Source organism: Stenotrophomonas sp. YAU14D1_LEIMI4_1 (assembly GCF_003086815.1).
In the GTDB taxonomy this organism is placed as follows: Bacteria; Pseudomonadota; Gammaproteobacteria; order Xanthomonadales; family Xanthomonadaceae; genus Stenotrophomonas.
The window spans coordinates 1,842,603-1,866,967 of the sequence record NZ_CP025997.1 but is presented as its reverse complement, the minus strand read 5'-3'; the positions used below and the strand labels follow the sequence as shown (position 1 = coordinate 1,866,967).

25 protein-coding genes are annotated in these 24,365 nt (G+C 65.9%); 10 read left to right on the top strand and 15 right to left on the bottom strand.

Annotated features, from left to right (window positions below; translation table 11 throughout):
* Window positions 1–240: 240 nt before the first annotated feature.
* From C1932_RS08680 to C1932_RS08640, 9 genes are all read right to left on the bottom strand, one after another.
* A complete protein-coding gene (locus C1932_RS08680; RefSeq protein ID WP_108761852.1) occupies window positions 241–1,215 on the bottom strand; it encodes an ABC transporter substrate-binding protein in 975 nt (324 codons plus the stop codon).
* 17 nt (window positions 1,216–1,232) lie between these two features.
* Window positions 1,233–2,975: an amino acid ABC transporter permease/ATP-binding protein gene (locus tag C1932_RS20155; RefSeq protein ID WP_108761851.1), complete on the bottom strand. Its 1,743-nt coding sequence runs from the start codon at window positions 2,973–2,975 to the stop codon at window positions 1,233–1,235.
* Complete coding sequence (locus tag C1932_RS08670) at window positions 2,972–3,523, bottom strand: GNAT family N-acetyltransferase (RefSeq protein WP_108763397.1); 552 nt, start codon at window positions 3,521–3,523, stop codon at window positions 2,972–2,974. The genes C1932_RS20155 and C1932_RS08670 overlap by 4 nt, the downstream gene beginning before the upstream one ends.
* Before the next feature lie 5 nt (window positions 3,524–3,528).
* The gene (locus C1932_RS08665) at window positions 3,529–4,749 is read right to left on the bottom strand and encodes a M20 aminoacylase family protein (RefSeq protein WP_108761850.1); all 1,221 of its coding nucleotides are present in this window, start codon (window positions 4,747–4,749) and stop codon (window positions 3,529–3,531) included.
* A 4-nt stretch (window positions 4,750–4,753) separates the two neighbouring features.
* On the bottom strand, window positions 4,754–6,097 hold the full coding sequence (locus C1932_RS08660; protein ID WP_108761849.1) for an LLM class flavin-dependent oxidoreductase: 1,344 nt from the start codon (window positions 6,095–6,097) through the stop codon (window positions 4,754–4,756).
* 18 nt (window positions 6,098–6,115) lie between these two features.
* Window positions 6,116–7,093: an MsnO8 family LLM class oxidoreductase gene (locus tag C1932_RS08655; protein WP_108761848.1), complete on the bottom strand. Its 978-nt coding sequence runs from the start codon at window positions 7,091–7,093 to the stop codon at window positions 6,116–6,118.
* Window positions 7,094–7,107: 14 nt separating this feature from the next.
* Entirely contained in the window at window positions 7,108–7,470 is a 363-nt protein-coding gene (locus C1932_RS08650; protein ID WP_108761847.1) for a DUF3088 family protein, read from the bottom strand.
* A 169-nt stretch (window positions 7,471–7,639) separates the two neighbouring features.
* Window positions 7,640–8,221, bottom strand: a complete 582-nt coding sequence (msuE, locus tag C1932_RS08645; protein ID WP_108761846.1) for an FMN reductase — start codon at window positions 8,219–8,221, stop codon at window positions 7,640–7,642.
* Between the two features lie 46 nt (window positions 8,222–8,267).
* Window positions 8,268–10,847 (bottom strand): TonB-dependent receptor, encoded by a 2,580-nt coding sequence (locus C1932_RS08640; protein ID WP_108761845.1) that lies wholly within the window; start codon window positions 10,845–10,847, stop codon window positions 8,268–8,270.
* A 311-nt stretch (window positions 10,848–11,158) separates the two neighbouring features.
* Here C1932_RS08640 and C1932_RS08635 point away from each other — a divergent pair, with 311 nt between their 5' ends.
* Window positions 11,159–12,151: a helix-turn-helix domain-containing protein gene (locus C1932_RS08635; RefSeq protein WP_108761844.1), complete on the top strand. Its 993-nt coding sequence runs from the start codon at window positions 11,159–11,161 to the stop codon at window positions 12,149–12,151.
* A 9-nt stretch (window positions 12,152–12,160) separates the two neighbouring features.
* Here C1932_RS08635 and C1932_RS08630 read toward each other — a convergent pair whose 3' ends face one another.
* The 4 genes from C1932_RS08630 to C1932_RS08615 all read right to left on the bottom strand — a co-directional run bounded on the left by C1932_RS08630 (window position 12,161) and on the right by C1932_RS08615 (window position 14,881).
* Window positions 12,161–12,559 (bottom strand): hypothetical protein, encoded by a 399-nt coding sequence (locus tag C1932_RS08630; RefSeq protein WP_108761843.1) that lies wholly within the window; start codon window positions 12,557–12,559, stop codon window positions 12,161–12,163.
* Between the two features lie 84 nt (window positions 12,560–12,643).
* Window positions 12,644–13,135: a hypothetical protein gene (locus tag C1932_RS08625; protein WP_108761842.1), complete on the bottom strand. Its 492-nt coding sequence runs from the start codon at window positions 13,133–13,135 to the stop codon at window positions 12,644–12,646.
* A gap of 91 nt (window positions 13,136–13,226) precedes the next feature.
* Window positions 13,227–13,814, bottom strand: coding sequence for a TetR/AcrR family transcriptional regulator (locus C1932_RS08620; RefSeq protein ID WP_108761841.1), 588 nt, complete (start codon window positions 13,812–13,814; stop codon window positions 13,227–13,229).
* Window positions 13,815–13,930: 116 nt separating this feature from the next.
* A complete protein-coding gene (locus C1932_RS08615; protein ID WP_108761840.1) occupies window positions 13,931–14,881 on the bottom strand; it encodes an AraC family transcriptional regulator in 951 nt (316 codons plus the stop codon).
* A 100-nt stretch (window positions 14,882–14,981) separates the two neighbouring features.
* Here C1932_RS08615 and C1932_RS08610 point away from each other — a divergent pair, with 100 nt between their 5' ends.
* The 4 genes from C1932_RS08610 to C1932_RS08595 all read left to right on the top strand — a co-directional run bounded on the left by C1932_RS08610 (window position 14,982) and on the right by C1932_RS08595 (window position 17,166).
* Window positions 14,982–15,821 carry an oxidoreductase gene (locus C1932_RS08610; RefSeq protein ID WP_108761839.1) on the top strand — a complete coding sequence of 280 codons (840 nt, stop codon included), beginning with the start codon at window positions 14,982–14,984 and terminating at the stop codon, window positions 15,819–15,821.
* A gap of 102 nt (window positions 15,822–15,923) precedes the next feature.
* Entirely contained in the window at window positions 15,924–16,379 is a 456-nt protein-coding gene (locus C1932_RS08605) for an SRPBCC domain-containing protein (RefSeq protein ID WP_108761838.1), read from the top strand.
* Window positions 16,380–16,387: 8 nt separating this feature from the next.
* Window positions 16,388–16,702 (top strand): metalloregulator ArsR/SmtB family transcription factor, encoded by a 315-nt coding sequence (locus tag C1932_RS08600; protein WP_108763396.1) that lies wholly within the window; start codon window positions 16,388–16,390, stop codon window positions 16,700–16,702.
* A gap of 2 nt (window positions 16,703–16,704) precedes the next feature.
* On the top strand, window positions 16,705–17,166 hold the full coding sequence (locus C1932_RS08595) for an SRPBCC family protein (protein WP_108763395.1): 462 nt from the start codon (window positions 16,705–16,707) through the stop codon (window positions 17,164–17,166).
* 10 nt (window positions 17,167–17,176) lie between these two features.
* Here C1932_RS08595 and C1932_RS08590 read toward each other — a convergent pair whose 3' ends face one another.
* Both C1932_RS08590 and C1932_RS08585 read right to left on the bottom strand, forming a co-directional pair.
* On the bottom strand, window positions 17,177–17,839 hold the full coding sequence (locus C1932_RS08590) for a hypothetical protein (protein ID WP_234412332.1): 663 nt from the start codon (window positions 17,837–17,839) through the stop codon (window positions 17,177–17,179).
* A gap of 67 nt (window positions 17,840–17,906) precedes the next feature.
* Entirely contained in the window at window positions 17,907–18,482 is a 576-nt protein-coding gene (locus C1932_RS08585; protein WP_108761836.1) for a hypothetical protein, read from the bottom strand.
* 223 nt (window positions 18,483–18,705) lie between these two features.
* Between C1932_RS08585 and C1932_RS08580 the strand changes: the two genes are divergently transcribed.
* From C1932_RS08580 to C1932_RS08560, 5 genes are all read left to right on the top strand, one after another.
* Window positions 18,706–19,185, top strand: a complete 480-nt coding sequence (locus C1932_RS08580; protein WP_234412330.1) for a hypothetical protein — start codon at window positions 18,706–18,708, stop codon at window positions 19,183–19,185.
* 322 nt (window positions 19,186–19,507) lie between these two features.
* Window positions 19,508–21,100, top strand: a complete 1,593-nt coding sequence (locus tag C1932_RS08575) for a sensor domain-containing diguanylate cyclase (RefSeq protein ID WP_234412328.1) — start codon at window positions 19,508–19,510, stop codon at window positions 21,098–21,100.
* A 123-nt stretch (window positions 21,101–21,223) separates the two neighbouring features.
* On the top strand, window positions 21,224–22,993 hold the full coding sequence (locus C1932_RS08570; protein ID WP_234412326.1) for a sensor domain-containing phosphodiesterase: 1,770 nt from the start codon (window positions 21,224–21,226) through the stop codon (window positions 22,991–22,993).
* A gap of 90 nt (window positions 22,994–23,083) precedes the next feature.
* Window positions 23,084–23,569, top strand: a complete 486-nt coding sequence (locus tag C1932_RS08565) for a chemotaxis protein CheW (protein WP_234412324.1) — start codon at window positions 23,084–23,086, stop codon at window positions 23,567–23,569.
* A 288-nt stretch (window positions 23,570–23,857) separates the two neighbouring features.
* The gene (locus C1932_RS08560; RefSeq protein WP_108761835.1) at window positions 23,858–24,364 is read left to right on the top strand and encodes a hypothetical protein; all 507 of its coding nucleotides are present in this window, start codon (window positions 23,858–23,860) and stop codon (window positions 24,362–24,364) included.
* The last annotated feature ends 1 nt before the right edge of the window (window position 24,365 follow it).

Here is a 24,365-nt window from a genome sequence, read left to right as displayed (position 1 = left end):
GGTGGGTGCCAACCTTGGTTGGCACCCCCCGCCTTGGTAGGCACGTTTTGCCTTGGTAGGTGCCAACCTTGGTTGGCACGTCCTGCGTCGACCAAGGTCGACGCCTACCAAAGCACAGCCCCTCGCATTCCGGTAGGTGCCAACCTTGGTTGGCACGCCCTGCGCCGACCAAGGTCGACGCCTACCAAAGCACAGCCCCTCGCATTCCGGTAGGTGCCAACCTTGGTTGGCACACCCACATCAGAACCCCGGCAACCCCGGCGGGTTGGTCTGCGACTGCGGCACGGCTTCCTCAGCCAAGTTCCAACGCTGCAGCGCCTGCGCATACGTGCCGCTTTCAATCTGCGTGTTCAACGCCTGGGTAATCGCATCGGCCAGCCCGCTGCCCTTGCGCGTGGTTGCTGAAATCGCCGCCGAATCCGGCCAGCCGCCGGGGAACAGCCCCACGCGGCGCACCTTGCCATCGCGCGCCGAATAGGCGCCGGTCGCATTCGGTTCAAACGACACATCGGCGCGCCCGGTAATCACCGCCAACCGCCCCACCACCGCATCATCGAAGTACTGGTACTCCACCGGCTTCAAGCCCGCGGCAATATTCTGCTGGTCCCAGTGCCGCAGAATCTGGTCCTGGTTGGTGCTGGCGCCCACCACCACTTTCAGCCCTGCCACATCGGCAGGCTTTTCGATCTTCTGGATCGGCCCGTCGGTACGCGTGTAGATGCCTAACAGGTCAAACCGGTAGCTGGAAAAATCGAACTTCTTCTTGCGCTCTTCGGTCACCGTCACGTTCGACAACACCGCATCGTACTTGCCCGATTCCAGGCCCAGCGGCCAGTCGGCCCACGCTACCGGCACCAGCACCAGCTTCAGGCCCAGGCCATCGGCAATCAGCTGTGCGATGTCCGGCTCCACGCCAATCACCCGCTTGCTGTCGGCACCATAGTCGGCCAACGGCAGCTGCGCCGGGTGGGTGGCCACGGTCAGCACGCCCGGGGTCACGAAACGGTAGCCGGGCGGCAGCAGCGCCTGCGCCTTGGGGTCCGGCGTGCCGCGCAGCACCGGCGCGTCGGCGCCGGCCAAGGTAACGCTGGCAGCCGGCACCGGCGCCGGTGCCTGGCGCACGCGCGAATAGACAATGCCGGCAATGCCGATCACCAGCACACCCACAACCAGCAACGTGCTGCGCGAAGGACGACGGTGAGATGCAGGGCTCATGGGTTCACTCGAAAGGGTTACAGGGTCTTGGCAAGGAAATCGGCGGTGCGTTGCTGGCGCGGGCGCTCGAACAGTGCCTCGGGCGTGCCCTGCTCGATCACCCGGCCCTGGTCCATCATCACTACGTGGTCGGCCACGCGGCGGGCGAAAGACAGTTCGTGGGTCACAATCACCAGGGTGGTCCCCGAGCGCGCCAGTTCCTCGATCACACTCAGCACTTCGGCCACCAGCTCCGGGTCCAGTGCCGAAGTCGGTTCATCGAACAGCAGCACCTTCGGCTGCAGCGCCAGCGCGCGCGCAATCGCAATGCGCTGCTGCTGGCCGCCGGACAACTGCCGCGGGAACGCATCGGCCTTGTCGGCCAAGCCCACCCGCTGCAGCAACGTACGTGCCTGCTGCTCGGCCTGCACGCGCGATACCCCGCGTACCGCGATCGGCGCTTCCATGATGTTTTCCAGCGCGGTCAGGTGCGGGAACAGGTTGAATCCCTGGAACACCATGCCGATCTCGGCGCGGCGGCGACGGATCTCACGCTCGGGCAGTTCGTACAGGGTGTCACCGTCGCGGCGGTAACCGATCAGCTGACCGGCCACGCTCACATAGCCGCTGTCGGCGCGCTCCAGATGGTTGATCAGCCGCAGCAGCGTGGATTTGCCAGCACCCGAAGGACCAATCAACACCGTCACGCTGCCCGCGCGCAGGTCCAGGCTCACATCGTCCAGCACCACCTGCTCGTCGAACACCTTGCCCACGCCATGCAGGGTCACTGCCGCCCCCTGCCCGGCTTCCAGCGGCACCGCCACGCGTGGGCGATCACCATCCCCGGGCACAGCAGCGCGCGCACGCGGTACCGACGACACCCGCGATACGCTGCGCTCGCGCTGCAGCTGGCCACGCGCAAAGCGCTGCTCCACCCGCCGCTGCAGCAGCGACAACACGGTCAGGATCACCAGGTACCAGACCGTGGCCACCATCAGCAGCGGCACCACTTCCAGGTTGCGGCGGTAGATCACCTGTACGGTGTAGAACAGCTCGGGCAGCGCCAGCACGTAGACCACCGAGGTGCTCTTGGCCAGCCCGATCACATCGTTGAAGGCCGCCGGCAGGATCGATCGCATCGCCTGCGGCAGGATGATGCGGCGCACCTGGCGCCCGCGCGGCAGGCCAAGTGCGGCCGCCGCTTCATATTGGCCATGGTCCACCGACAGAATGCCGCCACGGATCACCTCGGCCGAGAACGCTGCCTGGTTCAAGGTCAGGCCCAGCACCGCCGCGGTGAACACGCCGATCAGCTGCGTGGTCGGGTACGAGAACAGGCTCATGCCGGTGAACGGCACGCCCAGTTCAATGGTGCTGTACAGGTAGCCCAGGTTGTTCAGCAGCAGCAACAGCACCAGCAGCGGAATCGAGCGGAACAGCCACACATAGCCCCACGACACCGCCGCCAGCAGCGGCGAGCCGGATACCCGCGCCAGCGCCAGCAGCGTGCCCAGCGCAAAGCCCAGCCCGGTGCCCAGTGCGGTCAGCAGCAGCGTGCGCCCCAGCCCTTCCAACACCGGCTTGGCGAAGAACCATTCGGCGAACGTACCCCAGCCCCAGCGCGGGTTGCCCAGCACCGACTGCAGGCCGATCAGGATCAGCGCCAACGCCAGCAGCGTACCCACCACCTGCAGCGGGTGCCGTGCGGGTACGATCTTCAATGCCGGTGCAGCGGCAGCGCGCGTGGCCAGTCCTTCCAGCGCGGTCGAAGGCGTGCTCATGCATGCACCGCCTGGCGTGCGGCAACCACCGCGCCTGCCCCCGGCTGCGGCGCGCGCAACCTCTTTTCGAACGGCAGATGCGCGATGGTTTCCGGGTCGGCGTGCAGGTCGAACAGCGCCGTGTAGCCGTGGCTCAGGTACAGGCCCACGGCCTCGGGTTGGCGGAAGCCGGTGGTCAGGAACACGCGCCGGTAGCCTTGGCGTGCGGCCTGCGCCTCCAGTTCCTGCAGCACCCGCCGCGCAATGCCCTGACGGCGCAGGCCGGGCAGCGTCCAGATGCGCTTGAACTCGGCGGTGTCGGCATCGCGGTGCGGCATGAAGGCGCCACCGGAAATGGCCACGCCGTCGCGCAGCAGCAGTACGAACGCGCCCACCGGCGCGGCAAACGCCTGCGCGGGGTAGCGCTGCAGTTCCTCGCGGGCGCTGCCGCCAATGCGCCGCCGCACATCGGCGTAGCGGCTGTCGTATTCCTGTTCCAGCCCATCGAACAGCGGCCGTGCCAGCGGATCGTCCACGCCGGTATACAGGAAGCGCTCGTTTTCAAACACCGTACTCATGCCGCCTCCTCCACCAGATAGTGTTCGGCCAGCCGCGCCCACAGGCTGGCGGCCGGCGCAATGGCTGCATCGTTGAAGACGTAGCGCGGGCTGTGCAGCGAAGCGCTGTCACCGTTGCCGACGAAGATGAAGCTGCCCGGACGCGCCTGCAGCAGGAAGGCGAAATCCTCACTGGCCGTGCGCGGTGCGAAGTCGGCCACCACCTGCTCGCGGCCAAACGCCTGCAGCGCAAGATCACGCACCAGCGCGGTCTGCTCGGCGTGGTTGATCACACTGGGGAAGCCGCGCGGGAAGGAAATCTCCACGCGCGCGCCAAATGCCGAAGCGGTCTGCTCGGCAATCTCGATCACCCGCCGCCGCAGGGTGTCACGCACCTCCGGCAGGTAGGCGCGCACGGTCAGGGTCAGTTCCACCGCATCGGGAATCACGTTGGCTGCCTGGCCACCGTGGATCGAGCCCACCGTCACCACGCCCATCTGCCGCGGGTCGACATTGCGCGACACCACGCTCTGCAGCGCGGTCACGATATGCGCCGCCGCCAGGATCGGGTCCACGCTGCCCTGCGGCTCGGCGCCATGCCCGCCCTTGCCGATCACCTTCAGCCGCGCCCAATCCACCGATGCCATCGCCGGGCCATCCACGAAGCCGAAATGCCCCACCGGCACGCCCGGCCAGTTGTGCAGACCGTAGATCGCATCCACCGGGAAGCGCTCGAACAGGCCGTCGTCGATCATCTTCGATGCGCCCGAACCGGTTTCTTCGGCCGGCTGGAGCACCAGGTGCAGGGTGCCGCTGAAGCGCCCATGATGGGCCAAGTAATGCGCCGCCGACAGCAGGATGGCGGTGTGGCCATCGTGGCCGCAGGCGTGCATCAGGCCTTCGTTCTGGCTGGCATAGGCCAGGCCGGATTCCTCGGCGATCGGCAACGCGTCCATGTCCGCGCGCAGGCCCAGCCGGCGCGTGCCCGTGCCACGCTGCAGCGTAGCGACCACGCCAGTGCCGCCCACGCCGGTGGTCACCGCATAGCCCCAGTGCTGCAGCAACTCCGCTACGCGGGCGCTGGTGCGGTGCTCCTCGAACGCCAGTTCCGGGTGGCGGTGCAGGTCATGGCGGATTGCGATGGCCTCGGCAGCGCGTGCCGCGATCTCCGGCAGCACGCCGGTCGCTGCGGAAACGCGCTGAGGGTGGCCCGGCGCTACCGAAATGTCTCCGCTCATCGCCCTACCCCACCTTCTGCGCTGGCGCGGCATCGACCGCATGCCGGCTGGCCTTGTACGGCAACGCCAGGTTGTCGCGCAGGGTCTGCCCCTGCAGCTCACGCTGGTGGTAACCCCGCGCCTGCAGGATCGGCAGCACCAGGTTCACGAAGTCATCCAGCCCTTCGCGCTGCGCGGCAAAGCCCAGGATGAAGCCATCACTGGCACCGGCATCGAACCAGCGGATCAGTTCGTCGGCCACCTGTTCGGGCGTACCAATGAAGTTCGGCCGCGGGCTTACCGCCTGCAGCGCCACCTGGCGCAGGGTCAGGCCTTGGGTGCGCGCATCCTGTTTGATGCGGTCGGTGGCGGAGCGGAACGAATTGCTGCCCACCTCGCCCAGTTCCGGGAACGGCGCGTCCGGGTCGTATTGGCTGAAATCGTGATGGTCGAAGAAGCGCCCCAGGTAGGCCAGCGCATCGTCCAGCCCCGCCAGTGCGGCAATGGCCTGGTACTTGGCCTCGGCCTCTTCGGCGGTGCGCCCCACGATCGGGCCGATGCCGGGGAAGATCTTCACGTCCGCCGCGCTGCGGCCATGGGCAATCGCCGAATTCTTCACCTTCTGGGTGAAGGCACGGGTTCCTTCCAGCGACGGCGAATGGGTGAACACTGCATCGGCATACTTGCCCGCCAATGCAATGCCATCGTCGGAAGAGCCGGCCTGGAAGATCACCGGCTGGCCCTGTGGCGAGCGCTGGATGTTCAGCGGTCCTTCCACCTGGAAGAAGCGCCCCTTGTGGTCCAGGCGGCGGAATTTCTCCGGTGCGAAGAACACGCCACTGTCGCGTTCGCGCACGAACGCATCGTCATCCCAGGAATCCCACAGGCCCTGCACCACCTCCAGGTACTCATCGGCAATCTGGTAACGCAGCGCATGTTCCGGGTGCGGGCGGCCGTAGTTGCGGCCCGACCCCTCCAGCGGCGATGTCACCACGTTCCAGCCGGCGCGGCCACCACTGAGCAGATCCAGCGAGGCAAACTGACGCGCCACCGTGAACGGATCGCTGTAGGACGTGGACAACGTCCCCGCCAGGCCGATCTTCTTCGTCGCCGTGGCGAGTGCGGACAGCAGCGAGATCGGCTCGAAGCGGTTGAGGAAGTGCGGAATGGACTTCTCGTTGATGTACAGGCCATCAGCCACGAAGCCGAAGGCGATGCCGTTGTCTTCGGCGGTACGCGCAATGTCGATGTAGAACTGCAGGTTCACGCTGGCATCGGCCGGGTTCGATGCGTGCTTCCACGCATGCATGTGGCTGCCAGGGCCCTGCAACATGATGCCGAACGGAATGGGACGCGGGGTCGTGCTCATGGGGGAATCTCCTGCAGGTCAGGCCACCGCCGCGCGCGGTGCGGGCGACAGCAGTTCAAGGGAGGTCAGGCGTGCATCCAGGTCGGCCACCGGCGCGTCCAGGATGAATTCGCCCACGCCGAAGCGGCGGTGCAACGCGTCCAGTTCTGCGCGCACGTGGGCGGCATCGCCGGACAGCACGCTGGGGACGGTTTCCTCGATACGGAACTCGGCCACACCCAACTGGCGGGCGTACTCGGCTGCCGCTTCCGGGCTCGGCAGGTTCACCGTCTGCCCAGGCGCCAGATGCAGCTTGTACACGCGCAGCGCGCCGATATGCCGCGCCGCTGCTTCGGCGGTGGGCGCAGCGAAGGCCACTGTGGCCAGCAACGGCGGTTGCATGGACAGCGCACGGTAGGCATCGAACGCCGATTCAATGTGCCGCGGGTCGCCGTCGAAGTGCGCCGCGTAGACGAAGCGCCAACCCAGTTCGGCAGCCTGGCGCGCACTGTGCGGGCTCGCGCCCAGCAGGAAGCGTTCGGGCGCAGTCTGCGGTACCGGCCGTGCCTGCGCATCCTCGCGGGTGCTGGCCAGATAGCCCTCCAGATCACGCAGCTGCTGGTCGAAATCGGCAAACGGCGGTCGCCCCGCCGCCAGCGCCGCGGTCGACGCCGGCAGGCCGCCGGGGGCCTTGCCCACGCCCAGATCCACCCGGCCCGGCGCCAGCGCCGCCAGCAGGTTGAAGTTCTCGGCCACCTTGTACGGCGCGTAGTGGCGCAGCATCACCCCGCCGCTGCCAATGCGGATGCGCCGCGTCTGCGCCAGCACCCAGGCCGCCAGTACTTCCGGCGCCGGGCTGGCCAGGGTGGGCGAAGCGTGGTGTTCGGCAAACCAATAGCGGTGGTAACCCAACTGCTCGGCGCGCTGCGCCAACTGCAGGCTGTTGCGCAGCGCCTGCTCCGGCGTTGCGCCCTCGGCCACCGGGCTCTTGTCCAATACGCTTATCTGGTAGCTCATGCGCGCGTCCTCGCTCAGGGGTGGGCCACGGGAATGCCCAGCAGGGCATTCAGCGCCGCCAGAATCGGCTCGGCGCCGGACACCACCTGGCGGTCCTGGTGCGCGCCATTGGCGTGATCGCTGTGCACGCCCTGCGGCAGCACCAGCTTGGGCAGCGACTGGTCCTGCTCGCCAATCTCGGCAATCACCTCACGGCGCGGCCGGGCGAACCCGATCCGGCGCACGTCCAGCTGGTCATCCAGACCGTCAATGCTGGACAGCGCGCCTTCCAGCAGCAGGCTGTGCCGGCAGAAGAAACGTTGGCCGGGCAACTGGCCATCCTCGAACTGGCGATCCAGCAGGAACAGGATGGGCTTGGGGGATGCGTCTACCGCCACAGTGAAGTCCTCATCAGGTGCGGCGTAGTGCTGCCGCGTCACCTTCGATGCTAGAGAGACCGAGCGCCGCCACTGCGCCAGTGCGCGACAATCGGCGGTCAGATCCGGCCATGCAGATGCGTGTTGGCCATAAGCACAGTGCTGCGCGTCATGGCCACCACAGGCAATGTCAGGCAATGCGGCGCAACGCCACCGGCAGCGCCACGCCCTGCGCCGCCAGGTGCCCGCCCGCCCGTTCGGCAGCCAAGACGATGCGCGCCTGCAGGGCCGCGCTGTTGATCACCTCGCCATCGAAATCGGCCGGCGTGGCATACACCCCGATGGGCAACGTGTGCGCCTGCAGGAAACTGAACAACGGCCGCAGCTGGTGATCGATCACCAGTGCGTGGCGCTCGCTGCCGCCGGTGGCGGCCAGCAGCACCGGCGTATCCACCAGCGCCTCCAGCCCGATGAAATCCACCAGGTGCTTGAATAGACCCGGGTACGAGCCGCGATAGACAGGCGCAGCCACCACCAGCAGGTCAGCCGCTTCGATGGTCTGCAGTGCCTGCTCCACCGCAGGCGCGGCCTCATCGCGCGACAGCGCCTGGCCCAGCGAGCGCGCAATCGGCGCCAGCTCCACCCACTCCACCCGCGCCTGCACCCGCTGCTGCAGCGCAACCAGCAGATGCCGCACCAGCAACGACGTACGCGATGTCGCCGACCCCGTCGGCGATCCCACCAATGCCACAACGTTCACTACAGAAGACATGAATCACTCCCATGTAGAGTCGAGCCACGCTCGACTGCCTTACACCTCAGAACCGATAGTTCACCCGCCCGTACCACACCGCGCCCACCGTGCTCAGCACATCGCCGGTATCCCAGGTGGTTTCGATGCTGGCCACGTCGGTGGCACTGCGCGCGTACTCGGGTACCTTGCGGGTGCGCTTGTCGAACACGTTGTTCACCCCCAGCGCGGCGCTCCAGCCCGCGCCCAGCTCCACCGCCCCGGAAATGTTGGTAACCAGCACCGGCGGCTGCGTATAGGCCACGCCGTTGTTCAGACGTTTGATCGGCCCGTAGTAAGTGAAGTCCAGGTTCGAGCGCCAGCGCCCGTTCTGCCATCCCAACCCCGCCACCTGGGTGTACTGCGGGGTGCGGTAGCGCAGTGCGTATTCGCTGGAACGGGTGAGCAGATTGATGTTGGGCAGGCCCTGCAGCGCGGCCGGAATCGCACTCACTTTCTGGATCGTGGTGCGGCCCACGTTGGCCGCGTACGTCCAGCGCAGCTTGCCCCACGCCGTGTCCTGGTTCGCTTCCAGGGTCAGCTCCACGCCGCGCGTGCGGGTGTCGCCCACGTTGGTGAAGTAGCTGGCGTAGAACGCATCGCCGGGCAGGATGCTGATGCCCGCCGTGCCCAGCAGCGCATCGATGGTGTTCTTCTGCGCGGCGGTCAGCACGGTGCCGCTGTTGTCGGTGATGCGCGCCGGGTCCTGCGCGTTGTAGCCAATCTGGCTGGACTGCCCCAGCTGCCCGCGGATATCGATCTGGTAGGCATCCACCGCCAGATGGAAGCCTGGGCTCGGGTCCCAGGTCACGCCCAGGCTGTAGTTGGTGGCCTTTTCCGGCTTCAGCGGCGTCGCGCCCAGCGCAACGGCAGCCGGCGAACCCACCTGCGCCACCAGCGTAGTGCCGCACGGGCAGCTGCCGGTGGCCTGGTAGAACTGCGCACCCAGGCTGGGCGCATGGAAGCCATTGCTGACCGTGGCGCGCACGCCCAGCGCATCGGTGAAGTCGAAGCGCGTGGTCAGCCGCCCGGTGGACACCGTGCCGAAATCAGAGTGGTCTTCCCAACGCGCCGCCGCATCCAAGTACCAGCGCGAAGTGATGTTGGTGGCCGCACCGGCATACACCGCCTTGCTGTTGCGCGTGGCCTTCACCGCATCGGCGGTGGAATAGCCCACGAACGCTGCCGCGCCGAAGCCGGTGTACGACTCCCACTGTCCGGCGCCGCGCTCGTACTGCTCGTGCTGGTACTCGGCGCCGGCACTTACTTCCAGTGGCGACGCAAAGGCCGCCACCTCGAATCCACGGCGCAGGTCCAGGTTGGCGATGCCCTGCTGGTAGTCCAGCTTGCCGTCGTAGAAATCGGTGGGCGAGCCGGGGTATGGCAGCGAATAGTTCACCGAATTGCGCGTGTAGGTGCGCACCGTGTTGCGGTTGCCGGTCAGGCTGGCGTCGTAGTCCCAGCCCGCCAGCTGGCCCTTCACCCCGGCCGTACCGGTGTACTGCTTCTCCTTGGTTTCCAGCACTGGCAGGAAGCCGTCGGGAAACACACTCAACACGCCCGGCGCCTTGTAGGTAGTGAAGATGGTGGCCGGCAGGCGGAAGTTCTGGATCGCCTGCGCCGTGCGGTTGCTGGCTGTGGCATTGGCATAGAACTGCACGCTTTCGCCCACGCCGTGCCCCACGTTCACCGCGAAGGCCTTCAATGCGTAGGAAGGCGAACTGAGGATGGTGTTGGCTTCCGCATCGCGCGTGGCCTCGGCCGGGTTCGGCGATGCACCGGCCGGCAGACGGTTATTCGGGCGCAGCGCCACCAGGTTGCCGTTGGCATCCACCGCCGGGTAGCTCAGGTAACCATCGATATAGCGCCGGGTGCGGATGGCATGGTGCTGGCGCGTGGTTTCACCAGACAGATTGATGAAACCATCTTCGCCCCAGGGCAGGCCCACATTGGCGCGCACGCTGGTGCGGGTGCCATCGCCATCGAAGCTCTGCCCGCTCTCCACGGAAACATCGCCACCGTGCGCCTGCGATTTCAGGATCACGTTGATCACACCGGTAATGGCGTCCGAACCGTAAATGGCCGACGCACCATCGCGCAGCACCTCCACATGGTCGATGGCCGACACCGGAATGAGCGCCAGATCGGCCCAGGCATGGCCGGGGTAGCCGCCGCCGTTGGCACCACTCACATAGGCGCTGGCATTGCGGCGTTTGCCGTTCACCAGTACCAGCGTGTAGCCTGGCGACAGATTGCGCAGCTGGTAGCCGCGAATCAGGCTTTCCTGGTCGCTCTGGTAGCCACCAATCTGGCTGAGCGACGGTAGGCTGCGCTGCAGCGCTTCCAGCAGATTGGCCTGGCCGGTGGAGGCCAGATCCTCGGCCGAGATCACATCGATGGGGATGGAACTGTTCTTGACCGTGCGCGTGCTGGTGCGCGAACCGGTCACCACCACCGCATCCAGTGTGGGCGCGGCCAGATTGGCCGAGGTGGCGCTGGCCGTGCTGGCCGGTGCATCGGCATCGGCGGCGTGGGCAGGTGCAGCGGCCAGCGTGGCCGCAATCAGAACCGCAAGGGTATTCAGGACAGGCGTGTGGGCGGCAGGCATGGGGGCTCTTGGGGGTGGGCCGGAGACACACCTCCATTCAAGAGCCCCGGCCCGCCAGGCAACAGGCGAAATCGCGTCACCCAACCGTCATATCGCGCCAGCCACATGACCGCTGGTAATGACCTTACGCAGCCGGGGTCGGATCCCTTTCCGAAGGAAAGGGCTCTGACCCCGCACGCAATCCATCCCCGACCGGGGTCAGATCCCTTTCCGCAGGAAAGGGCTCTGACCCCTGGCGCACATGCCCCACGGGCATCACCACATGCCCGCGCATCCCTGCGCTTACCGCCGCGCCTCGCTAGCATCACCCCATGCACAGCGAACCCGCCGCCCCCACTGTTGCCATCGTGGCTTGCCACGGCCAGGGGCTGTTCGAGTTCGGTTGCGCCGTTGGCCTGTTCGCGCCCATCCGCCCGGAACTGGGCGTGGCCTGGTACCGCACCCAAGTCTGCGCCGGCGAACCCGGTGCGCTGCGCATGCTCGGCAATGCGCAGGTGCAGCTGCCCTACACGCTCGATGCGGTGGAAGATGCAGACATCATCGTCATTCCCGGTTGGCGCGAACCCAGCGAACGCCCGCCGCAGGCGCTGCTCGATGCGCTCATCCGTGCCCACGCGCGCGGCGCACGCATCACCAGCATCTGCTCCGGCGCGTTCGTGCTGGCCTGGGCCGGGCTGCTCGATGGCCGCCAGGCCACCACGCACTGGCGGCTGACCGACACCCTCGCCCGCGAATTCCCGCGCGTGCAGGTCCGCGACGACGTGCTCTACGTCGATACCGGCGACATCATCACCTCGGCCGGTTCGGCCACCGGCATGGACATGATGCTGCACATGGTGCGCAAGGATTACGGCGCGCGCGTGGCCAACCTGGTGGCCGAACGCCTGGTGCTGGCACCGTGGCGCGATGCCGAACGAAGCCAACGGGTCAGTCGGGCCATTCCCAATGGCGAACCCACGCGGCTGGCGAAACTGATGGAATGGATGCGCCGCAATATCCGCGATGCGCACTCGCTTGCCAGCTTGGCCGAACAGGCCGCACTGAGCCAGCGCACCCTGCAGCGGCAGTTCCTGGAAGCCACCGGCCTGTCGCCCATCGATTGGCTCATCCGCGAGCGCGTGGCGTTTGCCCGCGAGCTGCTGGAAACCACCGACCGGCCGTTGCAATGGGTGGCCGAACAGGCCGGGTTCGGTTCGCAGGAATCGTTCCGCCGGCACTTCCGCGGACTGGTGGATGCCAGCCCAACGGAATACCGCAGCCAGCATCGTGGGGCGGTCAGTGCGGATCGGCTGGTGGGGTGCTGACGCTGCCCGCTATCCGGACCACAGGCGAACGTCCTCCGCCCCAGTGGGGAAAAATCCGTCCGGTTTGCAGAACACCAGTTTCCCGCCGAGAGACTGAGTGCGAGTGAAAACAGCTACGCCACCCTCGCTGCCGAATACTGCGTAGTGGTGAGTCAACTGGCACACCAGATTGGCTTCGGCACCCGGCTGACGCTTCCAGAAGGGACTTGCCTCCGAGTAAGCGAAAAGATGAAGCTGGTGTCCTTGATAGCCATGGCCCACCGAGTAGTCAGGTAGACCGGAGTGCTGAACCTCAACCTGCCGCAATGCATCGCGAAGCCGCTCCATCGCGGCAACGGCATTCTCCGCAGGGGGCATGGCCTCGAATGCATCCAATGCCAACTTCAATCGCTCGCTCTTCTTCAACATCGACTAATCCTTGACGGGAAGACCTCAGGCTGAAGTGTAGGCGCTGCCGATGTTGTTCAGCATGCGATTGCTGTTCCGCCGCATTCATTGGCGAGCAGCACGTCCAATCCGCCAGCACTGCGCAGCGAACCCGACCACGAACACCACCGCGCAGCACAGCAACACCTGCAGCACGACCGGCGCCAACGGCGCAGCCGCAATCGGGTGCCCCAGCGGCAAACGGGTAAGCGTTTCATTGGTGCCCGGCACCAACGACAACAGGAAGCTGAAGGACAACGCGAACGTGGACAGATACGGCGCCAAGCGCCCCAACACGCGCAGGCGTCCCGCCAGCACGCCGCCAAAGGCGATCAGCAGCACGATCACCCCAAACGCATGGCCCGGGTTGAGCCCACCTGTACTGGATACGGTGAATGCCGTCGCCACTGACAGCACCAGACCGACCAGATAGACCTTGCCTGAGCGAGTGGACGGGTCGATCGCGCGGTGGTGGATGAAGCTGTAAAGCCCGGCCAGGACAGGAATCAGGCTGACGGCCGTATGGATTGCGCCGAGGGTGGATAGTGGGTGTGCCATGAAGAACTCCGGACTCTATTTGAACCTACTAGTAGGTAGGGTTGATGGACAAAAGAAAGGCCTGCGCTGCCGCAGGCCCATCACACAACACTCAGGCTGCCGCGCTTACCCGCGCGATAGCCAGGCGCGCCAGCGTCGCGAACGTGGCCGCGTCACCAAAGCCACGCGCGGCCAGCATTGCGCCATGCACCGACGACATGAAGGCCTTCGCCTCGTCGGCCGCCGAGCCTTGCAGGCGCAGTTGCCCTTGCGCCGCGCCTTTTTCCAGGGTGACGGTCAGCCAGCCGCTCAGATCCTCGAAATGGCCGCGTACTTCCTCGGCGATCTCGGACGGAATCAACGGCGCCTCGGCCGCCAACATCGCGCAGATGCAGAACGACGACGTACCGCCGGCAATGCAACTGGACCAGTAATCCACGTAGGCGTTCAACTCCTTCAGCGGATCGCCCAACTGCCGGTCCAGCAGCGCCAGACCTTCGCGGGCTTCTGCCCGGTACAGCACCACCACCGTGCGCACCAGGTCCGCCTTGCTGGGGAAGTGGTGGTGGATGCTGGCCTTGCTGATGTTCACCCGCGCCGACACGTCGGCATAGCTGAAACCGTTGTAGCCACCGGCTTCCAGCAGCGAGCGGGCCTGGGCCAGGATTTCCAGTGCCTTCGGGGAGAGCTGCTCTTTCATGACTCCTAACCTACTAGTTGGTAGTCTTCACTGTCAACTGAGCCGCTGTGCTCGCCGGGCGTGGCCCGGCGCTACCGGTGGGTGATGGGTAGTGCACCGCCATGCACAGCAGCGGCTCAATGCGACGACACAAACACCGCACCTTCCACCGGCGCTGGCAGCGCGAAGCTGCGCCGCATGCGCGCCACCTCAGCTGCCGGCGGTAACCCGAATAGCCGCTTGAACTCGCGGTTGAACTGCGAGGGGCTGGCATAGCCCACCGCCAGCGATGCCGCTTCTGCAGTCATCGCCTGCCGCAGCATCAGCAGCCGCGCCTGGTGCAGACGGGTGGACTTCACGTACTGCATGGGCGAAGTGCCGGTAATGCTGCGGAAATGCTCATGGAAGGTCGCCACGCTCATTTCGGCCTCGGCGGCCAGCGCATCCACATCCAGCGCAGTGGAATACGCGGCGTGGATATGCCGCAGCACCTTGCCGATGCGCCCGAAGCGCCCGCGCATTGCCAGCGCTTCGCGCATGGCCGCGCCCTGCGCACCGGTCAGCACGCGGAAGTACAGCTCGCGCACCAGCGATGGCCCCAGCACATCTGCTTCCAGCGGGTCGGCCAAGGCCTCCAGCAGACGCAGCACGGTGGCCTGCAGGGCACCCTGCATCGGGCTGGCCATCATGCTTTGCGCAGGCGCCTCGCTGCTGCCCGCGCGCTCGCCCAGTTCAATCAGCAGATCGGCGGCCAACTGCAGGTCCAGGTGCAGGTAGATCGCCAGCAGCGGCGCCTCGGCGGTGGCCTCGGTTTCCATGGTGAATGGCACCGGCACCGACACGGCCAGATAGTGCTGCGCGTCGTACTGGTAGACCTGCCCACCGAGGTAGCCGCGCTTCACCCCCTGGCAGACGATCACGATGCCCGGGTCGTATAGCACCGGCGTGCGCGCCAGCGGCCGGTCCGAACGCAGCAGCCGCACACCCGGCAGCGCGGTCAGCGTGTAGCCCTCGTCCACGGCCAGCGCCTGCAGCAGTTCCACCATGCGCGCCTGTGCCTGCGGCTGGGTCGGCTCATCGCGCGACATCGCACCCTCGTAGAAATAGGCAAGAACGGGCGAATGTTAGGCCTGGGCGGTGCCGCGCTCAAGCACTAACGTGCAAGCTCCCTCACACGAGCCCTCCCCCATGACGGCCTCCCGCCTCCTCTTCATCACCGGCGTCAGCAGCGGCTTCGGCCGTGCCCTGGCCCAACAGGCGCTGCTGGCCGGCCACCGCGTGGTCGGCACCGTGCGCAGCCCTGCTGCGTGCAGCGACTTCGAAACCCTCGCCCCCGGCCGTGCGTTCGGGCGCCTGCTGGACGTCACCGATGCACAGGCCATCGACGCGCTGGTCAGCGCTGTTGAAACCGAGATCGGCGCCATCGATGTGCTGGTCAACAACGCCGGCTACGGCCACGAAGGCATCCTGGAAGAATCCACGCTGGACGAACTGCGCCACCAGTTCGAGGTGAACGTGTTCGGCCCGGCCGCGCTGATCAAAGCCGTGCTGCCGCACATGCGCGCGCGCCGCCGTGGCCACATCCTCAACGTCACCTCCATGGGCGGCTTCATCACCATGCCCGGCATTGCGTGGTACTGCGGCAGCAAGTTCGCGCTGGAAGGCATCAGCGAAGTGCTGGGCAAGGAAGTGGCCGCGTTCGGCATCCATGTCACGGCGGTGGCGCCCGGTTCGTTCCGCACCGATTGGGCCGGCCGTTCCATGGTGCGTGCACCGCGCGCGATCAAAGACTACGACGCACTGTTCGACCCCATCCGCAGCGCGCGCGAGGCCAAGAGCGGCCAGCAACTGGGCGACCCAATGAAGGCCGCGCAGGCCATGCTGCAGGTGATCGACAACCCCACCCCGCCTAGCCAGCTGCTGATGGGCAGCGATGCCCTGCATCTGGTGCGCGGCAAGCTGCAGGCCATGGCCCAGCGCATCGACCAGTGGGAAGCGCTGAGCCGATCCACCGACAGCCCGGTTTGAAATCAATACGGGGCACCGTTGACATGCAGGTAATTACCTGCCTAATCTCAGCTCCATGGACGGCCCGCGCCGTGGGCCGCCCTCCTACCGTAGGACGCTGAGATGGTCGAGATCGCGCACCGCGTTGGTATCAAAGCACCCGTCGCACAGGTCTACCAGGCCCTGGCCACCCCGCAGGGCGTTGCCGCCTGGTGGACCGAGGAAACTGCCGGCGACCGGCACCCGGGCGGCACGCTGCACCTGCGTTTCACCGCCCATGGCGAAGAACGCGGCGTCATGCAGATGAAGCTGCAGGAACTGCAACCCGACACCCTGGTGCTCTGGGAAGTGCTGGCCGGCCCGCCGGAATGGATCGGCACCCACATCCGTTTCGCCCTGCGCCAGGAAGGTGAGTACAGCATCGTGCTGTTCACCCACGAAGGCTGGAGCGAGCGCGCCGAATTTACCCGGCACTGCAGCACCAAGTGGGCCATGTTCCTGATGAGCCTGAAATCCCTGCTGGAAACCGGCACCGGCCAACCCAGCCCACGCGACATCAAGATTGACGAGTGGAACTGACCCACCGCATGGATGCAGACAAGGTTTTCAAAGCCCTGGCCGACCCCACGCGCCGAACCCTGTTGGACCGGCTGTGTGCGCAGAACGGCCAGACCCTGGGCCAGCTATGCGACCACCTGCAGATGACCCGGCAGTCCGCCACCCAGCACCTTGGCCTGCTGGAAGACGCCAACCTGATCAGCACCGTGCGCCGCGGCCGCGAAAAACTGCACTTCATCAACCCGGTGCCGCTGCACGACGTCTACGCGCGCTGGGTACGCAAGTTCGAGCAGCAGCGGCTGACGCTGCTGCATGACCTGAAACGCGAACTGGAAGGAGAATGACCATGCCCACCGAGGCCACCCGCTTCATCCACGTGATCTACATCGCCTCCACACCGCAGAAAGTGTTCGATGCCATCACCCGCCCGGAAGTCGCACGCACCTACTGGGGTCACGAAAACGTTTCGGACTGGCAGCCCGGTTCGCGCTGGCAGCATGTGCGCGCCAACGATGCACGCACGGTCGAACTGGTCGGCGAGGTGGTGGAAAGCACCCCACCCTCGCGCCTGGTCATCACCTGGGCGGCGGCATCGCAGGCCGACAACCCAGCCAGCTACAGCCGGGTGACGTTCGATATCGTGCCTTATGAAGACATGGTGCGGCTGACCGTTACCCACGACGACCTGGAGCCAGGCAGCGGCATGGATACCGGCATCCGCCAGGGCTGGCCGATCGTGCTGTCCAGCCTGAAATCGATGCTGGAAACGGGCACCGGCCTGGATGTGTTTGCCAAGCCGAAGGGGTGACCCTGCGCCGCTACGCCCCCACCACGGCCCCCGCCACGCGGCACACCAGCATCGTGGCGGCCAGCGCCCCGGCGAAGGCGAACAGCCAGCTCATCTCGGCGTTGAGCAGTCGCTTGCCCGCTTCATCCAACAGACCGGCATCGCGGCGGCGGACCTGGCGGTAAAGCAGCAGCATGCAGAACGCCATCAGTACCAGCAGCGGCAGCCACGCGAACAGCAGCACGTTCAGTTGGCCCGCAAACGCGGGGCTTACGCTGAAACGGCTGACCCAGCTACCGAAGGTGCGCTGGTTGTCCAACGGCAGGAACACGAACAAGACAAGCGCCATGCCCAGCACGTACAGCGCGCCATGGCGCAGCCGTAGCGACCACGGCCAACGCACATCGGCGTGCGGCGATGCCACGTTGGCGCCCAGTTGAAATGAAACGGGCGTGCCCCCGGCCTCACCCTCGCGCGCGTGATGCCAGAAGCCGCGCAGCATGCCCCGATGCAGCACCGGTAGCAGCACCACGGCGCAGAACCCCACCAGCACCGTGTTCAGTGCCAGCGCGCCACCGTCTTCGCGGTCGCCGAACAGCAGGGCCAGGCCGAACCAAGCGGCGAAGAACACGGTCATGCCTGCCACGAACAGCACGGCCGCGACCAACAGGCGGCGCCCTGGCTTCGCGGCCATCCATGCATGCAAGCCTGTGCTGTTCTGCGCATCCTTCATGGCAATCTCCTGTGCCGCCCTGCCCGCTTCAGCGTTGAATCACGTAGACGAACATGCCCACCAGCATCAGCAGCGCCACCGTCAAGGCGATATAGGGCGTGGCCGAGAACAGCTTCAGCAGCAGGTCAACGCCCGTGCTCCGCTTGCGCCCCCCAACATGCTGATCCAGCACGCTGTACAGGCCGTTGAAGCTGGCCTTGTCCTTCTCGTCGGGTGCGTTGAAGTCGCGCCAGGTCAGCAGGCCGCAGTAACGACCCGTTGCAGAATCCAGCCGCAGCACATGGCCGCCGCGGCGGTTGATGAACGGGTAAGCGTTGTAGCTGCGAATTGCCGAGAACGGTGAAGCGAACAGCGTGCGCTCACCGTGGCGGATCGCAATGGCGCCCGGGGACAGCACGATATCAATCAGGTAGGTGCCACGGCGCACGATCAGGTAGTTCACCCCACCCACCACCGAAAGCGTGGCGATCAGGAAAGCGGTCTGCGCGGATGTGTGCTCGATGGCATAGGCGCACGGCACGATGACCGACAGCGGCACCACCACCGCGATCAGATTGATCAGCAGGGTTTTCCAGGCTACCTGTCTTACGGTCAGCGTTTCCATTCGCGGTCCTTCGCTGGTGGGGGAAACGGGGTCGGCGCGAACAACCAGCGCCCGGTGGGGGCATGCTAATCGGAAATGGGGCGACAGGTGCAGGGGCTGGTGGTGACGCCTTTGGCTTGGCCGAACTCAGGGACATCATGCGGCACGCCCCTACTCTAGCTCGGGCATGCCGGCCGGGCGCAGACGCCGCATGAGGCTACCCGTCCTGTATGGATAGAATCCCATGAAGGCCAACAGCGCACTCAGGGAGGAAACGATGCCGTTCGTCAACGAGTACATCTCGCCGGAGGATGCGGCCAGATATCACTTGGCCGAGATTGACGCCAGCTTCAGAAGCGGGGGAATTTCCCGTCAGTGGACCATCGATCGCGAGCAGGACATCTATCTCAGGATCCTGTCGCGAGGCCTTGAGGCGGAGACAAAGCATGAAAGCGTGTGGTCGTTCTACTGGAAAGGAACGCTGCTGACGCTCCGCTTGGACCTGTTGAATGGGAACGGAAAGCCGGGAGAACCAGGGGGGTCGCATTGGCTACTGGTCAGACTGAACGGAACCAATGGCTTGCCACCGACACTTGGCCCATACAAGCAATCGATCAAAGAGAGCCTCAGGCAAGCGCTGGTGGCTTACAAGGACGCGGGGGTACTTTCAGGCAACACCGACTACACCATTACATTGGATGTTAGCGACGAGTGCGCGCTGTAAGCGCACCCTTCAATAGCGCATGTATCCAGTGACAACGGGCGATCACGCCACTGACTGAGGTAACGCCAAACTCTGCCCAACCCAATCAACCAGGCACCGTGTGGGGCGATGGATCGAGTATGAGCATACCCGTGCATGCATGCTGCCCTTGGCTCGTAGCATTCAGCGGGAGCACCATCTGGCGATGGAACAGCAGCGAAACCAGGATGGCCCTGGTGGCCGTGCTGGCCCGAGCCTAGGCTAAGTCGTGTGAAGGCCTGCCCACGCGCCCTCCTGCCCCCGGCTTGTAACCTGAGGCCCTACCAACTGCCTGGGGCGCAGGGTGAACGCATCGATCCGGCGGGTGAACCTGCAACGGCTGATCCTCGCGCTTGCCGCGCTCTCGGCCCTGGTCATGCTGGGCAATGCGGTCTGGGCCAGCTACCAGGTGCAGCGCCAGCAGCTGCTTGAAAAGAGCCTGGAAGCCAACCGGGTGTATGCGCACTCGCTGGCGCAGTCCACCCAGCACTTCGTGCTGAACGCGCAGCAGCAACTGGCAGTCGGCGCCGAACGTCTCAGCCGCAACGCCGCCCAGCCCGCCGCGCACGACGATGAAGTGGAACGGGTCAAGCTGCAGACCGATGCCTTCAACAGCGTCATCTCGGTCAATGCCCAGGGCGTAGTGGTGGGCACCTCACCGGCCCTGCCCGAGCTGCAGGGCAAGGCCCTCACCAGCGCGGCCAACCGGCAGGCGCTGCAGCAGCGGGTGCCGATGGTCAGCGATCCATTCGTTGCCCACACCGGCAACCTGGTGGTCACCCTCTCCCACCCCGTGTTCAACGCCGATGGCGACTACGCTGGCTACATCACCGCGTCCATCCATCTGCGCGACCCCAATGCGCTGCACAGCCTGCTCGGCACCCATCCCTACGACGATGGCTCGTATCTGTACGTGGTCAGCCGCGATGGCACCGTGCTCTACCACCCCGACCCCGACCGCGTCGGCCAGGCCGCCACCCGCAATGCCGCCGTGGAGGCACTCAGCCAGGGCCGCGCCGGCGCATTGCACTCGCACAACCGCCACGGCGTGCCGATGCTGGCCGGCTTCGCCCCTGTGCCCGCGGCCGGCTGGGGCATCGTCGCCCAGCGCCCGACCGATGCGGCCGTGGCCCCCATGGGCAGCCTGACGGCCACGGTGCTGCGCAATGCCGCGCCGCTGGGGCTGCTGACCCTGCTGCTGATCTGGCTGTGCTCGCGGCGCATCGCCTCGCCGTTGCAGGAACTGGCCCGGCACGCACAGGACCAGGATGTCGGCGCCGCCATCACCCAGGTCAAGGCGGTCAATTCCTGGTACCACGAAGCCGCCCAGCTCAAGCAGGCCGTGCTGGTCAGCTTCCGCAACCTCAACGAACGCATCGGGCTGCTGGACAAGGCCGCCCTCACCGATCCCCTCACCCAGCTGCTCAACCGGCGCGGGCTCGAACGCGCGCTCAGCGCGCTCAATGCCTCGGGCGTGCCATTCGGGGTCATCACCCTGGACGTGGACCACTTCAAGGACGTCAACGACCAGCACGGCCACGATACCGGCGACCAGGTGCTGGCCGGCATCGCCCAGTGCATGCGGGCCAACGCGCGCCCGCAGGACGTGCTGTGCCGCTTGGGCGGTGAGGAGTTCCTCGCCCTGCTGCCCGAGGTCAGCGCAGACACCGCGCTGCAGGTGGCCGAGCGCCTGCGCAGCGTGATCCAGGCGCACGCCTTCCCCAGCGTCGGGCACGTCACCATTTCAGCCGGCGTCAGCCACTACCCTGAAACCCAGGGCGACGCAGACCTGGTCATCCGCCAGGCCGACAAGGCGCTGTACCGCGCCAAGCACGGCGGCCGCAACCGCACCGTGCTGTACCGGCGTCGCAGCCAGCGGCGCGAAAACCCGTCTTGACGCGATGCTTGCCGTTTCTGCACAACGGCACCGCCCCGCACCTGCAACCCTGTCATCACCGCCGTGCCGCCTGCACGGCCCTGCTTCGGCTCTATGGCGCCCCTGTTCAACCGGAACACGCACATGGCCCCTACCCGTACCGAAGAACGCATGTCGACGCTGGGCAGCCTGGACGTCCTGGACGACGCCGCGGGCGCCTCGCTGGATCGGCTGACCGACCTGGCGGCGCGCACCTTCCGCGCGCCGGTGGCCTTCGTCTCGCTCATTGAAGAAGACCGACAGCGGCTGATCTCGCGCCAGGGCCTGGACGTGGCCGAATCGCATATCCGCGATTCCATCTGCGCCCACACCATCGGCTCCAAAGCCGGCCTGGTCATCAACGATCTGCGTGTGGATCCGCGTTTTTCCAGCCTGCCGCTGGTGGCCGGGCCTCCGCACCTGCGCTTCTATGCCGGTACGCCCCTGGTGGCCGCCAACGGTGTGCCCATCGGTGCGCTGTGCGTAATGGACAGCGTGCCCCGGCAGTTTTCCGCCGATGACCGCCGACAACTGCAGACGCTGGGTATGGCGGTGATGAACGAACTGGAGCTGCGCACCCTCAGCGGCCGTCGCGATCCGGTCAGTGGCCTGCCCAACCGCCACCAGTTCGCCATCGATTACGCCGCGCGCGCGGTGCGCGCGCCGGGCCAGCCGTGCTTCGCGGTCATGATCGACATTCTGGATCTGCCGCGCGTGCACGAGGCCGGCCAGGTGCTGGGCATGGTGCCGCTGGAAGCGCTGATCCGCCGTGCCGGCGTACGCCTCAACCTGGCCCTCGACGGCGTGGCCCAGGTCTACCATGTGGGCGCCACCCGCTTCGCCTTCGTGGTGGAACTGCCCACGCGCGAGGCCATCGAACGCCTGGTTCACCTGCTGCACGACGATCTCATCCGCCCATTGATGGCGGCATCGGTTCCGCTGGCGCCGCAGTTCCATGCCGGCCTGTGCGAGGCCGCCCTGGGCCGTGACAGTGCCGACGACGTGCTGCGCAAGATGATGATCGCGCTCGGCTCGGCCCTTGCCAGCCAGGTCACCTGCTGCTGGTACTCGCCCAGCCGCGATGAACGCCTGCAGCGCAGCTACCGGCTTGCCACCGACGGCCAGCAGGCACTGCAGCAGGACCAGTTCCACCTGGTCTACCAGCCGCGCTTCCGCGCCCATGATCTCGCCCCGGTGGCGGCCGAAGTGCTGTTGCGCTGGAACCACCCGCAGCTGGGGGCGGTCAGCCCGGCCGAGTTCATTCCCGTATTCGAGCGCACCACGCTGATGGATGGCGTTACCGCCTGGGTGCTGGAACACGCCTTCAGCCAGTTGGCGCAGTGGCGGCGCGAAGGCCTCAGCCTCACCCTGTCCATCAACCTGTCCGCGCGCGATGTGTCCCGCAAGGGCATGGCCGATGCCTTCATTTCCGCGCTGCTGTGCAAGGGGCTGTCCTGCAGCGATGTGGAAATCGAGATCACCGAGGGCGAATGGCTGCGTGCCGATTCGCTGCCTGGCGAACAACTGCAGCAGCTGGCCGCGGCCGGCGTGCGCGTGGCCATCGATGATTTCGGCAGTGGCTACAGCAACTTCGGCTACCTCACCGAACTGCCCATCCACACCATCAAACTGGACAAGTCGATGATCCACGACCTGCCCACCGATATGCGCGCCCAGTTGAAGGTGCAGGCGGTCATCAGCCTGGCCCACGGCCTGGGTTACAACACCGTGGGCGAAGGCGCCGAGACGCCGGAACAGGTGGCCCTGCTGCAGGCCTATGGCTGCGATGAGATCCAGGGGTTTGCCCTGTCCCGCCCGATCAGCGCGGCAGATCTGGCCCGGCAGCTGGACGCCGCGCCCTACGCCCAGACCTGACGCCCGCCGGGCGCTTGCCCAGCAGAAGCTGAATGTGCGCCTCGGCCTTCATCTGCCGCGCACACACCCGGGCATTCCGGCACGGCATGATTGCAGCGCATCAGCAGCGCCCCTTCCCCCGGATTTCCCTTGCAGCCGCATTCCCCTTTGGCCGGTCAACCGGCCCCGTTGTCGCATGACTTTTTCGAATTCCTGGCCGTGCGCGCGGGTAATCAGTGGTTTGCCATGGACGTGCAGGCCGCTGTGGAAATCCGTGGCCCTGAAACCTTCAGCCGCGCACGCGGCGAAGGCCGCCCCACCGTTACCGTGCGCGACGAAGCACTGACGGTGGTCGACCTGCGCCGGCTCAGCGGGCTGGGTGCGTTCGGGAGCGCCTGCCCGGCGATGCTGTTGGTGCAGGCAAGCGCAGAGGTGCTGGCTCTGGCCGTGGACGAAGTGGGCGATATCGAAAGCGTCCCCCGCGAGCAGGTGCGGGCGGTCAATCCACTGGGGTTTGTGTTCTGCAGCCAGAGCATCGCTCTGGGTGCCAGGGGCGTGTTGCCGCTGATCGATCCGATGTTGTTGATCGCCGCCTGATCGCTACCCCACCGCGCTGCAAAAGGCTTGCACGCAAGAACTGTCGCTACCTGCATTCAGCGCTCACATTCAAATGTGGCGAAGATCACATATCGCGCTTCATCCCCACCTGCCGGTGAAGGCCGAATCGCAATGCCCGGCCCGGATAGCGTACCTTCTCAGAGAGCCAAGCAGGGGCGAGATGTGAAAACTATCTACAAAGCCACGATTGCATCAACGCTTCTAATTGCAGCCGCTTGCGGAACTACGACAGGCGCGACGACCGTGACGGACAGACAAGGACGCGACATGAACGGCAACACGCAAATCACACCTGAACTGCTCGGCCACCGCTTTCTCAAAATGATTGAAAGCACCGACAACTTCGACCAGCTGACAGCGACTTCCATTCGGAATGCAGTAGGTACGCCATTCGATTCCGACGCAAACGATGAATCAGGTTTTTACACACTGATGATGCCCGGCGGCGATTGGCAGTACAGCGTCACCTACAACCTCGACGACTCCCGTCCGCAGTACTCGAACGTCGCAATCGAGCTGATAAGGTCGAAGGAGACCCCTGACACCAATGGCCCACCTTGCGGGCTCGATCTCAACACCTATCGAACCTCCTTGGACGCCATGGGGTTCAACGCCGAACCCGTCAGCTACAACGAGATTGGTTGGGCTGTGGCATTCAACTACACACGCAATAATGTGCGTGTTCAGATCATTCCGCAGCATCTGACATCTACGGAAAGCCAATCTGCCCGCGACTGCGTTAAGACGCTGAGCATCCACAAGCTTGGGGGCTAAC